Annotated in this window: 9 protein-coding genes; 5 read left to right on the plus strand and 4 right to left on the minus strand. The window is 43.1% G+C overall.

The window, feature by feature from the left end:
* Positions 1 to 101: 101 nt before the first annotated feature.
* The 3 genes from LZF95_RS06500 to LZF95_RS06510 all read left to right on the plus strand — a co-directional run bounded on the left by LZF95_RS06500 (position 102) and on the right by LZF95_RS06510 (position 8,305).
* The gene (locus LZF95_RS06500; protein WP_233754170.1) at positions 102 to 3,203 is read left to right on the plus strand and encodes a TonB-dependent receptor; all 3,102 of its coding nucleotides are present in this window, start codon (positions 102 to 104) and stop codon (positions 3,201 to 3,203) included.
* 18 nt (positions 3,204 to 3,221) lie between these two features.
* Complete coding sequence (locus LZF95_RS06505; RefSeq protein WP_233754171.1) at positions 3,222 to 4,724, plus strand: RagB/SusD family nutrient uptake outer membrane protein; 1,503 nt, start codon at positions 3,222 to 3,224, stop codon at positions 4,722 to 4,724.
* Positions 4,725 to 5,155: 431 nt separating this feature from the next.
* A complete protein-coding gene (locus tag LZF95_RS06510; RefSeq protein WP_233754172.1) occupies positions 5,156 to 8,305 on the plus strand; it encodes a PVC-type heme-binding CxxCH protein in 3,150 nt (1,049 codons plus the stop codon).
* Between the two features lie 373 nt (positions 8,306 to 8,678).
* Here the strand turns inward: LZF95_RS06510 and LZF95_RS06515 are convergent, their stop codons facing one another.
* The 3 genes from LZF95_RS06515 to LZF95_RS06525 all read right to left on the minus strand — a co-directional run bounded on the left by LZF95_RS06515 (position 8,679) and on the right by LZF95_RS06525 (position 11,852).
* Positions 8,679 to 9,728 (minus strand): hypothetical protein, encoded by a 1,050-nt coding sequence (locus LZF95_RS06515; protein WP_233754173.1) that lies wholly within the window; start codon positions 9,726 to 9,728, stop codon positions 8,679 to 8,681.
* A gap of 22 nt (positions 9,729 to 9,750) precedes the next feature.
* A complete protein-coding gene (locus LZF95_RS06520; RefSeq protein ID WP_306422285.1) occupies positions 9,751 to 10,815 on the minus strand; it encodes a DJ-1/PfpI family protein in 1,065 nt (354 codons plus the stop codon).
* A gap of 65 nt (positions 10,816 to 10,880) precedes the next feature.
* Positions 10,881 to 11,852, minus strand: coding sequence for a GlxA family transcriptional regulator (locus tag LZF95_RS06525; protein ID WP_233754175.1), 972 nt, complete (start codon positions 11,850 to 11,852; stop codon positions 10,881 to 10,883).
* Between the two features lie 205 nt (positions 11,853 to 12,057).
* Here LZF95_RS06525 and LZF95_RS06530 point away from each other — a divergent pair, with 205 nt between their 5' ends.
* Together LZF95_RS06530 and LZF95_RS06535 are read left to right on the plus strand one after the other, a co-directional pair.
* Entirely contained in the window at positions 12,058 to 13,191 is a 1,134-nt protein-coding gene (locus LZF95_RS06530; RefSeq protein ID WP_233754176.1) for a VCBS repeat-containing protein, read from the plus strand.
* A gap of 298 nt (positions 13,192 to 13,489) precedes the next feature.
* Positions 13,490 to 13,825 (plus strand): HopJ type III effector protein, encoded by a 336-nt coding sequence (locus tag LZF95_RS06535; protein WP_233754177.1) that lies wholly within the window; start codon positions 13,490 to 13,492, stop codon positions 13,823 to 13,825.
* A gap of 49 nt (positions 13,826 to 13,874) precedes the next feature.
* Here LZF95_RS06535 and LZF95_RS06540 read toward each other — a convergent pair whose 3' ends face one another.
* Positions 13,875 to 15,209, minus strand: a complete 1,335-nt coding sequence (locus LZF95_RS06540; RefSeq protein WP_233754178.1) for a DUF58 domain-containing protein — start codon at positions 15,207 to 15,209, stop codon at positions 13,875 to 13,877.
* Position 15,210 lies beyond the last annotated feature (1 nt).

Genomic DNA, 15,210 nt, shown 5'->3' on the forward strand with positions numbered 1-15,210 from the left:
TAGCAACACACTTAATATAAAACATTGTTTCAACAGGACTCAACAGGATAGAGGAGGTTTTGGCAAATTATAAATTGTAACAACAATAAACCCCACTACCCATGCTAAAACACAACAGCTATTTAATGAAGAAAGGCAAATCCTACCTCCTATTGATTCCCTTATTGCTATTTGGATTTGGAGGATATGGCCAGACCACTTTATTAAAAGGAAAAGTAACTGAAGAAGGCTCTCAACAGCCAATTCCCGGAGCACTTATAATAGTCAAGGGCACACAACGCGGTACAGTCACTGAAAACGATGGGACGTTCAGTATCGAAGCGAATTCATCCGAAACACTAGTAATCAGTTTCATTGGTTATACTACAAAAGAAATGCTGATTGAAAGCACATCAGAGACAATGAACATCTCTTTGGCAGTAGATGAAGCAGAACTGGATGAAGTGATAGTCATCGGGTACGGAACCCAAAAGAAGTCGGATTTGACAGGAGCTGTGGGCTCTGTAGGTGAAAAAGACCTCAAGGACAGACCATCCGCATCTCTGAGCCAGAACCTTTCGGGGAGAGTCCAAGGGGTGAATGTCTCTGTCAATTCTGGACGTCCCGGAGGCCGTGCAAACATTAGAATACGAGGCAATACTTCTGTAAGTATCGCAAATGACCCATTGTATGTCATTGATGGGGTAATCTTGCACTCAGCAGGATTGGCCAACGGGAGCACTCCCATTGATTATATTAACCCAAATGACATCGCTTCTATAGAAGTTCTGAAGGATGCTTCGGCAACCGCGATTTACGGAGCCCGAGGGGCAAATGGTGTGATTTTAGTGAGCACTAAACGAGGCAGCAAAACAGGAGGGACAATTACATACGACGGGGACTTCAACATAGGAGTGCTTCCTAAAAAGATCCCTCTTTTGAATTCTGCGGAATTTTTGGCAACAGAAGATTTGGCATACCAAAATGCCCAAAAATATGACCCGACAGGATGGGCTAATGGGATCTATAGGGATCCCAAATTGAAAAGAACAGATCCGAACCTTTTTGACGCAAATGGAAATCCGCTGTACGATACGGACTGGCAAGATGAATCCTTTCAAAGAGCGTTCACACAAAACCATCAGCTTAGCTTAACCGGGGGAAATCAGGACGATAGTTACGGAGCATACCTAGGTTACAGAAATGAAGATGGCTTGATGAAAGAGTCTTGGATGAAAAGATTTTCTGGCAGACTTGTCTTTGACAGCAAGCTGAAAAACTGGGTTACCGTAGGGGGCGGACTCAGTTACAACGACCAAAAAGAAAGTCAGGTGGATCCTTTGGGAAATGGAGGAATCATAGCCATGCGTCAAGTATTGGAAGCGCTGCCGATCATTCCTGTAAGATACCCCGACGGAAACTGGGCAGGAAATGCAGATTATCCAGGAATGGAAGGTGGAAACAACCCGCTTCAAGTTGCAAAAGAACGGGTTTATCTGGTAAACACCCAGACCGTATTGGGTAATATTTATGCCAACTTTTTTCTGGCGAAAGGACTTGAGTTGAGGTCTAACATATCGACCAACATCGTGAATCAGCGGATTGACTATTATGGGGGCAGAGAACTAAATTACATTGCCAGAAACCAGGGTGGTGATGCCTCTATTTCCAATGACAGACTTAACTCTTGGCAATTTGAGAATTACCTGACTTATGTTAAAGACTTCAACGAAAATCATGCCCTAAATGCAATGGTGGGTATTTCATGGCAGCATGTGGACAGATTCAATTCCACGGCTAGGGCACAGAATTTCCAGGATGATTATTTCATGTTCAACAACCTGGGAGCTGGAGCAAATGCCATTCAACCCCAATCAGGTAGTGTGGCATATGGCCTTAATTCTTACTTCTCCAGGTTAAATTACACCTTAAAAGATAAATATCTATTTACGTTTACAGGCAGGGTGGACGGTTCTTCCAAATTTGGGGAATCCAATCAATATGCATTTTTCCCTTCAGCTGCATTTGCCTGGAGAGCCTCTGACGAAAACTTCCTGATAAACAGCCCCGTGATCTCAAATCTGAAATTCCGATCCAGTTTGGGAGTAACCGGGAATTCAGAAATCACAGCCTATCAAGCCCTTGCCGGTATGGGCAATTATTCGGTAATATTCAATGACCAACGGGAAATCGGAATTGGTATCAGCAGACTGGCCAATCCAGATCTGCGCTGGGAGAAAACAACTCAAGTGGATATAGGGGCTGAATTGGGATTGTTCCAAAACCGTGTAATGTTTGAGGTTGATCTGTATAGAAAAGTCACTGACGATATGCTCCTAAGTGCCCCTGTACCATCGAGTAGCGGCTATACGGTAGTGAGCCAAAATATCGGAAGTATGGTGAACAAAGGAGTTGAAATAGGTTTAAGCACTGTCAATTATGAAAAGGCCAATTTCTCCTGGAGCACGAATTTTAACTTTTCATACAATAAGAATGAAGTATTGGAGCTAGCCGGTGGTTCAGATATTTTTCTAGGCTCCACCATAGTCAGAAAAGGCGAATCGGTAGGGTCTTTCTTTGGATTTATCCATGAAGGCACTTGGAATACAAGTGAAGAATCCACCGCTGCACAATACAATAAAAGGCCAGGCGATATCAAGTATAAAGATGTAAATGAGGATGGAGTCATTAATGACTCAGACAGGGTAATCATCGGAAAAGGCATTCCCGACGGCTTTGGTACATTTGCCAATACGTTTACTTTCAAAAATTTTGAATTGTTGGTAGACATCCAATACACCTACGGAAACGACGTGCTTTTTGCAAGTAAACACTCCGCTGAGGATAGAACAGGTATTGCCAACAGTTTCAAGACAGTCTTAAATGCCTGGACACCAGAAAACCAGGACACCAACATCGCCCAAATCCGACCTCTAACTGCGGGATATAATACGAACAATGATTCTGATCGTGTTCAGGACGGTTCATTTATCAGGGGAAGAAATCTGATGCTTTCGTACAACTTCCTGCCTCAGACTTTGGAGAAAATAAACGTGGCAAGAATGCGAGCCTACCTATCTGTGCAGAATTTCTTTCTCTCTACCAAGTATGACGGCTATGATCCTGAAGTCTCCACCTCCGGTGCTGCGTTTGATCAGGGAGTTGACCTCTACGCCTACCCTAAGCCCAGAGTGTTTATGCTTGGCGTAAGTATCACATTGTAAATTTTAATTAGCAGAATTATGAAACGCATAGAACTATATATAAAAAAAATATCCCTTGCCGCTTTGTTGATATCCGCAGCCAGCTGTGCTGATTTTCTGGATGAAAGTGACAAATCAAACTTCACCCTGGACAATTATTTCACAAAACCCGAGCATGCAAAAAGTGTAGTAAACTCCATCTATGAAAGTTTACAACCCGTCATGTCCAGCGGATTTGGCGGAGGCCCATGGATGATGGTAGAATTCGCAACCGGTCTTGCCGACACAGAATTGGGACAAGCCCAGAATAGTCTTTTCGTAAAAGACCTTGTCAACAATTCCGATAATGGATATGGACAAACCATCTGGACAAGTTATTACAAGGGCATCGCCAACGCCAATATCGCCATTGCCAAGATTCCGGAAATCACAATGAATGAGGATGAAAAACAAAAACTAATCGGTGAAGCCAAATTCCTGAGAGCTTACTACTATTTTAATTTAGTAAGGATATTTGGGAACATCCCATTGACTTTAGAGCCTATCGATCTGACTTCTGAGGATCTTTTTGCCCCTGCTGCCAATCCGGAAGATGTCTATAATCAAATTGTATTGGATCTAAAGGACGCAGAAGACTCCGGACTCCCAATGAGAGATACCAGTGGGAGAGCGTCTTTGGGAGCCGTGAAATCCCTGCTATCGTCTGTCTATCTGACCATGGCGGGATACCCTCTTCAGAAAGGAGCTGAATACTACTCATTGGCAGCAGCCAAATCAAAAGAAGTGATAGACTCTGGCGAGTTTTCCTTATTTACATCCTATGATGATCTTCATGAACCATCTATGAAAAACCTAGGTGAAAACATCTTTATGGCTCAGTTTGCCGCATATATTTTACCCTCTAGCTGGCAAGTATCTATTATTCCTTATAATAGGGGGATCTCAAATTACAGCTCCGAGACAGGAGGGATTTTTGCCCAGGAAGAATTTGTGAAATCTTACGAGACAGGTGACAAAAGAACTGCTGAAAAGGAATTTTACTACACAAGCTATACGCTCAGGGATGATAGAACCCAAACACTGGAACTTGGAGATTATTACATCTACAAGCATTTTGATGAAGTAGCTCAAACGAGTACCACCAGTAGTGGGATGAACTGGCCAATATTGAGGTTTGCTGAGGTTCTTTTGATTTTTGCAGAAGCTTCCAATGAAGCAAACGGACCTAACAGCGATGCGTACAATGCTGTCAATAAAATCAGAGAGAGAGCTGAATTAGCACCTTTAACCGGACTTTCAAAAGAAGCTTTACGAGAAGCCGTTTGGAGAGAAAAATTCCACGAGCTTTCCTATGAGAACAAAACCTGGTTTGACATGGTCAGGATCAGAAAAGGCTTTAATGTCAAAACATTGGAATTTGAGGACTATGTGGGTCACCAATTTGTATATGGACCTACACTAAAAGAACGTGAACTACTGTTCCCTATCCCTACTGCTGAGATTAGGAACAATAAGAATCTTGTCCAAAACCCCGGATATTAAGGAACTGTAAAATGTAATTTCATAAATTGAATTTTCTTTTAAAAAGCATTCTCAAAGCTATTTTCCTATAATCCGGCAGGCTGTACTTAAAAGGAAGATTTTGACTTATCTGTCAAAATCTTCCTACAATCTGCGAAACAAATGAATGCGGAAAAGCACATGATAGTTTCCCAGAAGATGATAATGAATACCGACAAAAAGAATAATTTCTTAGCGGGCATAAGGGATAATCCTACCATCTGCTTTGCAAAAAAACACTACATTCAAAATAAACTTTGTACTTCCACAAAAAGGATATAATATCATTGGATTGATTTATACTGGAAATATGTAGTAGCCACTCTATTGTGGACTTTTACGAAACCAATTGAATCCCTGGATTGACTCATCCAGTCCAACACTAAAGAAGAAGTGACAACAACTTGTACCCCATGCTCAAAAAACATCCCTTCCCACTCTGCCTCCTACTTATTCTAGGAGCTCTCGCCGTTCAATGCACCCAAAAAGAGACCATTGAATTAAAGCCTAACGCCCGAATCGCTTTGATCGGGAACAACCTGGGCTCAAGAATGATGGACTACGGGAGCTTTGAGACTGAGATGCAACTCAGAAATCCAGACAAAAATCTGTATATCAGAAATCTTTCGGATCCCGGGGACACCCCGGGCTTTAGACCTAGATCCGGAACCAACGACCCTTGGGCTTTCCCAGGAGCGGAAGCTTTTCAGGATGAATATGCCACTCCTTCAGGCAGCGAAGGCCATCTGGAAAAACCTGACGAATGGTTGACCAGACTGCAAGCAGACATTATTATCTCGTTCTTTGGCTACAATGAGTCTTTCCAAGGAGTAGAAGGTTTGGAAAATTACAAGGCGGAACTGGATGCGTTCATCAAGCATACACTTCACCAGAAATACCACGACACACTTTCTCCCAAATTAGTCATCGTCTCTCCGATTGCTTTCGAAGACTTGTCCGAAAAGATAGATGTGCCTAACGGAAAAACAGAAAATGAAAACCTAAATCTCTATACGGTTGCGATGCGTGAGATAGCGGAAAAAAACCATGTGATGTTTGTGGATGCATACACCCCAAGCAAACAATGGTACCTGGAAACTGATGAAGACCTGACCATCGACGGTTCGCAGTTGAATGAGGCCGGATATCAGAAACTGGCCGTATTGCTGGCAGATGAGATCTTTGGAAAGCAAAAGATCAAAAATGAAGCAAATCGTGCATTGGTACATGAAGCTGTGCAGGAGAAAAACTGGTTTTGGAGAAATGACTACAAAATACCAAACGGTGTTCATGTCTTCGGTAGAAGATACGACCCCTTCGGCCCTGACAATTACCCTTTTGAATTGGAAAAAATCCGGGAGATGACTGCGATACGGGACACAGCGATCTGGATGGCAAATCGAGGAGAGAAGAAAGATCTTGCTGCTGCCGATGCCAAAACCAAGAAGCTCCCTGAAGTGGAAACCAACTATAATCCTGAGCAAAACGGAAGTTTGGAATATCTATATGGAAAAGAAGCCCTTGCCAAGTTAAAAGTAGCTCCGGGATATAGAATCGAGCTTTTCGCCTCCGAAGAAGACTGGCCAAATCTGGCAAATCCCGTCCAGCTTTCATTTGACAACAAGGGCCGGCTTTGGGTGGCTACCATGCCAAGTTACCCACATTACAAGCCCGGGGATTCCAGACCGGCAGATAAGCTGTTGATCTATGAAGACACTGACAATGACGGCAAAGCTGATAAGGAAACGGTTTTTGCGGATGACCTCCACATTCCGGTGGGATTTGAACTGGCTCCGGAAGGCGTTTACGTTTCTCAGGGAAACAACCTAATCATTCTATACGATGACAACAAGGATGATAAAGCCGATCGAAAGGAGATCTTACTCAGCGGGTTTGACGATCACGACACACATCATGCGATTTCAGCTTTTACCACCGATGAATCCGGAGCGATTTATATGGCAGAGGGAGTATTCCTTCATAGTAATGTGGAAACTTCCTATGGCCCTGTCCGTGCGACAAATGGCGGTTTCTACCGATATACGCCAACCAGGCACAAACTGGAGCGAGTAGCTCAGGTGAGTATTCCCAATCCTTGGGGGATCGCCTTTGACGAATGGGGACAAAACTTCTACGCGGAGACTTCCGGGCCGAATGTAAACTGGATGCAACCGGGATCCGTTTTACCGCGCTATGGAAATGCCACAAACAAAGGTGCAAACCTGATTCAGAGAGATCATTTGGTACGTCCTACCTCCGGCTTGGAATTTATCTCCAGCAGGCATTTCCCTGACGATGTGCAGGGCGACTTGATCATCAATAATACCATTGGGTTTCTTGGTACCAAGCAGCACCAAATGATCGATGAAGAAATCGGGTTTTCGACTAAATGGAGACAGGATCTTCTTACTTCTACGGATAGAAATTTCCGCCCTGTAGATATGGAAATCGCTCCTGACGGCTCATTGTATGTAGTCGATTGGCACAATATCCTGATCGGTCACATGCAGCACAATGCCCGTGATCCTCTGCGGGATCATCAGCATGGAAGAATTTATAGAATCACCTATCCTTCCAGGCCTCTGGTAACTCCGGCTAAAATAGACGGGGCAAGCATTTCGGAATTGATGGAAAACCTAAAACTGCCCGAGTACAGATCTCGCTACAGAACACGAAGGGAATTGCGTGGAAGAGACCAAACCGAAGTTTCGGAAGCTGTGGCTGATTGGGCAAGCAAGTTGGATAAGAATGACCCACACTATGAGCACCATCTCTTGGAGGCACTATGGGTAAGCTGGGGCATCAACAAGGTTAACCAAGACCTTCTAAACCAGCTTCTAAAAGCCAAAGATTACAGAGCCAGAGCGGCTGCGGTGAGAGTGCTCCGCTACACCGGTCATCAGGTTTCCAATCAAAAAGAATTGATGGCCGAAGCAATCAAAGACGAAAATGGCCGGGTACGACTTGAAGCAATTGTGGCGGCTTCTTGGATGCCGCGTGAAGAAGGTCTTGAGGTGCTTTCAGCTGCTGAAGGCACGGAGATGGAAGAATGGATTACCCCTGCTTATGAAACTGCGGTGGCACATATCTCAGGGCTTTCTGTGAATGATAAAAAAGAAGAAGACATCAAGTCCTCCTTGACGGGATCAGACAGAGAACTTTTTGTACTGGGTAAAGAGATTTACGCAAGAGAAGGATTCTGCAGTACTTGCCACCAGCCGGATGGACAAGGACTTTCCGCATCAGGCTTTCCTCCACTTGCAGGCACTCCTTGGGTAACAGGGAGTCAAGAGCGATTGATCAAACTTGTGCTCAAAGGCATGATGGGGCCTATCACAGTACTTGGGAAAGACTATCCGGGACAGGTGCCGATGACACCTTTTGAAGGCATGTTGGACGACTCTGAAGTGGCGGCCGTTTTGACTTTCGTGAGAAATTCCTTTGGAAATTCCGCTTCGGCTGTCTCTCCGGATCTGGTGAAGAAAGTAAGGGAAGAAGTCAAAGATCACACGGGATTCTTCCAGCCTTCTGATTTACTGAAAGCACATCCGATGGAGAAGTAGGAGTTTTGTACGTTGCTGGATGACTGATTTGATTCGGTGTTCGAAATTTGGGTTATTGGTTATTGAGATATTGAATGATCGGGAGCCTTTCAACTCCGCTCAGGGCGACACCGATGACAGACTGAGCGGAGTCGAAGTCTTTTTTATTCGAAAATCTGAAGTAGGTAAAGCTTTAAAATGGCTTGCCTCCAATTGTTGGATGATTGATTCTGCGACCACCCAAAACTCCAGAAAAAGCCTCCTACTTCGTTTCTCAGCTATGCCCAGACAGGGATTTTAACCGCTCAACTTCCTACGAAGAACTAAACTCTCAATTTAGCACTTTCCAGTCCTAAGAGGGAAACCCCTGCTTGCGTATAGGTGATGTCCGCAGTTACTTTTCCACGTTATATAAGTAATCAGCAGCTGCCTTACTCATTTCTCTAAAGTCGTGGCCAATATTTGAAATGATTTCTAATTTCCAATTGAATTCAGAGTTTAGTTTCGATGCGATTTTCTTTGATTCATTATAAAAATACACCCCTCTTTCTAATCGATGAAGACCTTGTTTATCAACTTCTGATGAACTCCTTAAATCTCCTCTTGTTTCATTAGCATCATCTTTTTCTCCAAGAAATAAAACAAGATTCTTGCTAAAATCTAAGTCCTTTCCGGATTTATAACTGTTTTTAAGTCCATATGGAAAATCCTCTATATCTGTTGGAATAGTGTACCAACCAGAATTTGATGATAAAATTCTATTGGCTTTATTATCTGATTTAAAAATTGCAAGTCGATGTAAAATTTGTCCACCAGCAGAATGACCGAACAAATCGTAAGTATCTGTTTTCAGATTAAGCTTGTTTTTTGTTAAGTTAAAAATTCTGTCAAAATCGTTAAAAATCCATTCATTTGGATTTTTAACGATTTTGAAACTTGCCATAGCTGTTCTTTCGTCATTTATTTCCACGGCTGTAATCATTCCTGCAAGATTGTAACTCCAAAATCCAGGGTAATATCTTTCAGGGTATTCAGGTGAAAGAACCAGAATATTATATTTTTCTGCATTTCCAATCCAAGCGTCTCTATATTCATCTCCATCTCGTCCAGCACCTGGCAAAACCATCAAAACAGGCGATTCGGATTTCAGATTCCGTGGTTTATAATAATGAATGACTATTTGTTTTCCTTCTTGTAAACCTCCATCAATTAAAAATTTCCCACTTCCGTCTTGAATCTTTATTTCATTTACAATTAGTTCCTTTTCAGGAATTAAAGCACTTTTTTTAATAAGATCCATTTTACAATGGGGACAAATTCCAGATTCATTGAAATTCAATTCGTCACAAGGTAAATCACAAGGTTTGCATACATACTCTCCTACTTGTTCTTTACAAGAAATAAGCCCGAATAAAATAAGCCCGAATAAAAATTTTGACTCCATAGTTTTTAATTTATTTGATTGATCATTTTTCTAATTGCGTACAACAATTTATCTTACTAAAGACCTCTCCATTTTTCTCTACCTTATAGCCAATGACTTCTCCCTTCTCTCCCCTCTGAAAGTAGATCGCATCCCCTCCCTCAACATCGCTGAACACGTCCTCATATTCCTGGAATATAGGATAGTTTACCCCACGGATTTTGGCATAGAGTGTTTGGTCATTCGGATTAAAAGTCAGTTCAAAGGTTGTGCTTCCCCTACCCGAATAAGTTCCTACAAAATCGCTCAATTCTGGGCTAGAGTAAGCAATGCGGTAGGGGTTGTCACCTGAAAGAACTAATCCGTCGCCAGGCACCCAATTGTCATACTCCATGTAAAAAGCAGTTCTTCTCGCCGCATTCAAACCCTGAAACTTGGCCACCAGGTGCAGGGCCCCGTCGATACCAGCCGAGATTCCGGCAGTGGTAATCACCTTTCCATTATCTACAAAACGGACTTCCCGTAGCACTTCAATTTCTGGATAGTTTTCTTCCAGACTATTCAAAGAATTATGAAAAGTTGTCGCTGTCTTTCCATCCAATATTCCCGCCTCAGCCAACATAAAAGCTCCCGTACAAACGGAAAAGTGGTATTCTACTTCCGTTTGGTCTTTGATCCAATCGATCACCGCCGAATCCTGATAAGCCACCAAGGCATTCCCCCCAAAAAAAGCCAAAATATCAGCTTTGGGTGCGTCATCAATCGAATAGTCAGGAGTCACGTTCAAAATCCCCTGAGACTTGATAAGGTCCTTGGTTTTGGAAACGGTAAACACCTCGTAACCCGCATAGGAGAACACCTCCATAGGCCCGGCAAAGTCCAGTACCTCTACGCCGTCCTGCAGGTAAAAAGCAATCTTTTTGATCTGGTTCTTTTTTACCAAAGTCATATTACAATGTGGGCAAGTCCCAGGCTTTGAAAAAATCTCAGAGTCGCATGAGCTGCCGCAGGGGGGACAGACATAGTCTGGTGCATCACTTGTGCTTTGTGCCAAAAGAGAAGATTGAATCATCATGCAGATTAATATCGAATAGAAAAGCCGTGTCATATCTTGATTTTTTTTTCAAAATTAGAGTCAAGTGCTCCTCCATAAAAGGACAACCGTGCGCAAGATCAGGACAATTGCCGAGGAAGAACTCCTTTGTGTTTTTTGAGCAAAGCACGGAGCTGATTGGGGCTTTTAAGTCCGCAACCCAGTGCGATTAATTCCACTTTCTCGCCTCGTGCAAGGAGTTGGACGGCCTTTTCCAAGCGGAGCTTGTCCCTGTATTCACCCAAAGTGATTCCTGTGGTTTTCTTGAAAAGCCTGCTCAAGTTGCGGGAACTCATATTTACTTTTTCTGCCAAATCCTCCAAAGAATTTGTTTGATCCAGATGATTTGAGAGTAAATCTTGAACCTCATGGATGCGGTTTTCGAGGTGGTTCCGAAACTGCAAAAAAATGCTCAACTGAGGATCGTCAGATGTCCGACGCAGATATATAACCATCTCCTTGGCCACCTGAATCGCAAACAGTGACCCAAAAACCTCTTCCAGCAGATAAAGCGATAGGTCAATCCCCGAAGCCACTCCCGCGCTAGAATAGATGTTTCCGTCTTTGACAAAGAGCCTGTCAGCAAGCAGTTTGGATTTAGGAAACTGCTGTTGAAAAACCTTGGAATATTTCCAATGTGTCGCACAGGATTTCCCCTCCAGGACTCCTGACTTTGCCAGGAGAAATGTACCGGTACAAACCGAGCAAACTTTCGCACCTCGATCAGCCTGGATTTTAACCCAATCCAAAAAGGGTTGGATTTTTTGAAAAAACTGCTGCCCGAAAAACACTTCAGACTCCAATCCGGGAATAATTAACCAATCTGATGAGCAAAGTTCAAAATCGTTGAAATTCTGCAGATTTGTGAGGCTAAGACCAGCACAAGAATCAACTTCCCTATTTCCCTCCAATGAAATGAAATAAGAAGACACTGCAGAATTTAGACATTTGGCTTCATAAAACACATGGACAGGCCCACTCAAATCCAACAATTGAACCTGTATGGGAACTGCGAAAAATGCCCTGTATTTTTGGTCTGCCAAAACATCCATGTGTCTCAAAATTTGCTAAAGATTAGGAGTAATAAAGCGAATACCAAAATCCCAATTCGAAAAACAAAGAGAGCAGGACAGCTAACTTTGTTTTTTTGCCAAAATTAGACCGACCATCCTTGTTGCATATTGTTTATTTCCTCCAATTTACTTTCTACGAAATCTTAGCATTTCATATAACCTCTAAAAATCAAATTATAATCATATGAAATTACTCTACCTGCCAATTGCCATTTTTGCTCTCCTGAGAACTGTCCCTGCTTTTTCTCAATCCAAAAATATCAACTTCGAAAAGCAAATGGTCGCCTACGAAAGCTACGAGTCAGTAGGAACCATGGACGTAGACAATGACGGCACATTGGATTTGGTTTCGGGAAGCTATTGGTATAAAGGCCCCAAATTCCTCGATCGCTTTTTAATCGGACAAGTCAAACGCTACGGAGAATATTACGAGGATTTTTCCACCATTCCCATGGATGTGAATGAAGATGGGAAAATGGATTTTGTGACCGGAGGTTGGTTTGAAGGCATGTTGGTCTGGAGAGAAAATCCGGGGGATGGTAGCGAATGGCCGGTACATGAAATCGCTGGCACAGGAAATATAGAAACCAGCAGGGGCTTTGATATTGATGGGGACGGTCTCTTAGAAATCGTCCCCAATACTCCGCGCAAACCTCTTGCCTACTATAAAAAAGTGGGCGCAAACCAGTTCGAAAAATTCCCGGTCCATGACACCCAAGGCCATGGATTGGGCTTCGGCGACATCAATGGAGATGGACGGGGCGATCTGATTATTTCCGACGGCTGGCTAGAGGCCCCTGCAGACCTGAAAACAGGAAAATGGATTCACCATGCCGATTTTGAGTTGGGGGATGCAAGTATTCCGATGATCGTCGCAGATGTAAATCAAGATGGGTTGAACGATATCATCGTCGGTCAGGCACATGGATTCGGATTGTTTTGGCTGGAGCAAAAGAAAGAAGGAGACAAAATAAGCTTTGTAAAGCATGAAATAGATCCATTCCAATCCCAGTACCACACCATGGAATGGGTAGATATAGACAATGACGGTCAAAATGAACTGGTCACAGGCAAGCGCTATCGGGCACATAACGGTAAAGACCCTGGAGGAAAAGACTATGCAGGATTATATTATTTCAAATGGAACGGAGAATCATTCACCAAAAATATAATCAGCTATGGACCGCTAGGCGAAGGAAAAGGATCTGGACTATATTTTTCGATTGCTGACCTAAATGAGGATGGCTGGAAAGACATTGTAGTGGCAGGAAAGGATGGATTGGTGGTCTTTGAGAATCTGGGCAGGCCTGAGAATTAACCCGGATTATGCATTAGATTTTGTCATGAAGACATTAATTGCAAGAAAATCAGGCTATTTGGAGACTGAGGCATAGCACCGTTATTGTGAAGTCGAAAATAGCAATGTAATGGCTGATTTTGAAGCAATTAATGGTTGTAATAGAATTGCTAATGCATATTTCGGGATTAAGCATCTCCCACTAAGGTGCAAAGGCGCAATTTCATTATTTTCTCTATTCTACCCATGATCTACAGTTCGGAGGAGTATAAATGGCATTTTCCAAAAAATCCCCATCTTGCGGTAAATATTGAATTTTATGACTCTTTTAGACCAGATCAAAAACGCCCCTGCCGCTATTTCTTTTTCGGAGGTGATTGCGCACATAGATTCCCACTACGAATTTACACCCACCAGATTTTTGAATGGAACAACAATAAACGAAGCAGGTCAAAACAACGGCAGTTGCAAGATCTTTTCCTTTGCAAAACTCCATGACTTAACTCCGATAGAGACTTTGGCACTTTTTGGAGACTTTTACCGAAAAGACGTTTTGCAAAATCCCAATGGAACGGACCATCAAAACATCCGGAATTTTATGCAGTCTGGCTGGGAAGGAATCAAATTTGAGGGTGAGGCTTTAAGGCCTATATAGTTAAAAGGAGCTATCATCATTTGCGAGACAGGGAATCCCTTAGCATTTATTAAATCAACCCTTTGGCTTTTATCTCCATGTATTTATTGACGGTCTGCATGCTCAGATCCTGTGGAGCACAGAGGATCGTCTGAATCCCATGCCGATTCAGTTCTTTGGCAATAAGTCTTTTGTCATAAACAAACTTGGCAGCGATGGTTTTTTCCACAATTCCTGAAAGAGATTCCGCCGGCTGGACAGAGAATTCCTCCAGCAAGTGATTCTCGAAAATCACGACCAGAACCAAATGATGCTTGGCCAGGGCTTTCAGAAATGGCAATTGCCTCCTCATAGCTCCCGCATGCTCAAAATTGGTATAAATCATCAGCAAGCATTTTTGTCCCAGTTTTTTCCTTGCCCATCTGTACAGCTTGCCAAAATCCGACTCGGGAAAACCCGTCTTGATACTATACAGCAATTCCATTACGGTCAGGAGCTGGGTGGGTCGGTGGTTGGCTTCACAGATAGAGCCTATCTGATCTGAAAAAGTGGCCAAACCTGCTTTATCCCCGTTTTTAAGCGCTATGTTGGTAAAAACCAAACTGCTGTTGATCGCATAGTCCAGCAAGCTTAGTCCCTCGAAGGGCATTTTCATCACCCTTCCTAAGTCGATAATGGAATACACCGGCTGGGATTTCTCCTCCTGATAGTGATTGGTCATCAATTTCCCCGATTTGGCAGCCGCTTTCCAATTGAGACTGCGAAGGTTATCTCCGGTGACATAGGGCTTGATTTGCTCGAATTCCCTGCTTTGTCCAAATTTCCGCAGCTTCTTGAGGCCATGCTCCCGCTTCAGCGCATTGAATGCCAAAAACTCGTATTTTCTCATTTGCAAAAAGGAGGGATATACCTTGACCATTTTGCCGTCATCGAGACTGTAGCGTTTTGCTGCCAACCCCAGAGGCCCATAAGCAACCAAGTGAAGGCTTCCGAATCGGTATTCTCCACGCTGTTTTGGAGTGAGGACATAAGAACTCGTCCGGGTTTCGGCTGAAGCCAAGCTTATATAATACCCAAAATCCCGCTTTTGAAATTGTTCCGGTATTTCGTCCACTACTAACAGCCGGACAGAAAAGCCGTACCCATTGGCAATGGTGATTTCCACTTTGTTCTCATCACTGTTGGAAAACTTCTCTGGGAGCTTTCTATTGGCTGTGATCCCCGCCTTTTTCCCAAAAATCAATAAAAAATCGACCACAAACAGTACCAAAAGCATGGCTACAAAAAAGAGGGCAATGGGGTACAGCACCCAAAACCAATACGACAAAAAGAAGACCAAGGCTACTATCGCCAGTGCGACATATAGCCTTTTCCCCAGAAACAACTGTTTAAACAACGTGAGCAAA

The organism is Algoriphagus sp. AGSA1, from assembly GCF_021390545.1.
Lineage (GTDB): Bacteria > Bacteroidota > Bacteroidia > Cytophagales > Cyclobacteriaceae > Algoriphagus.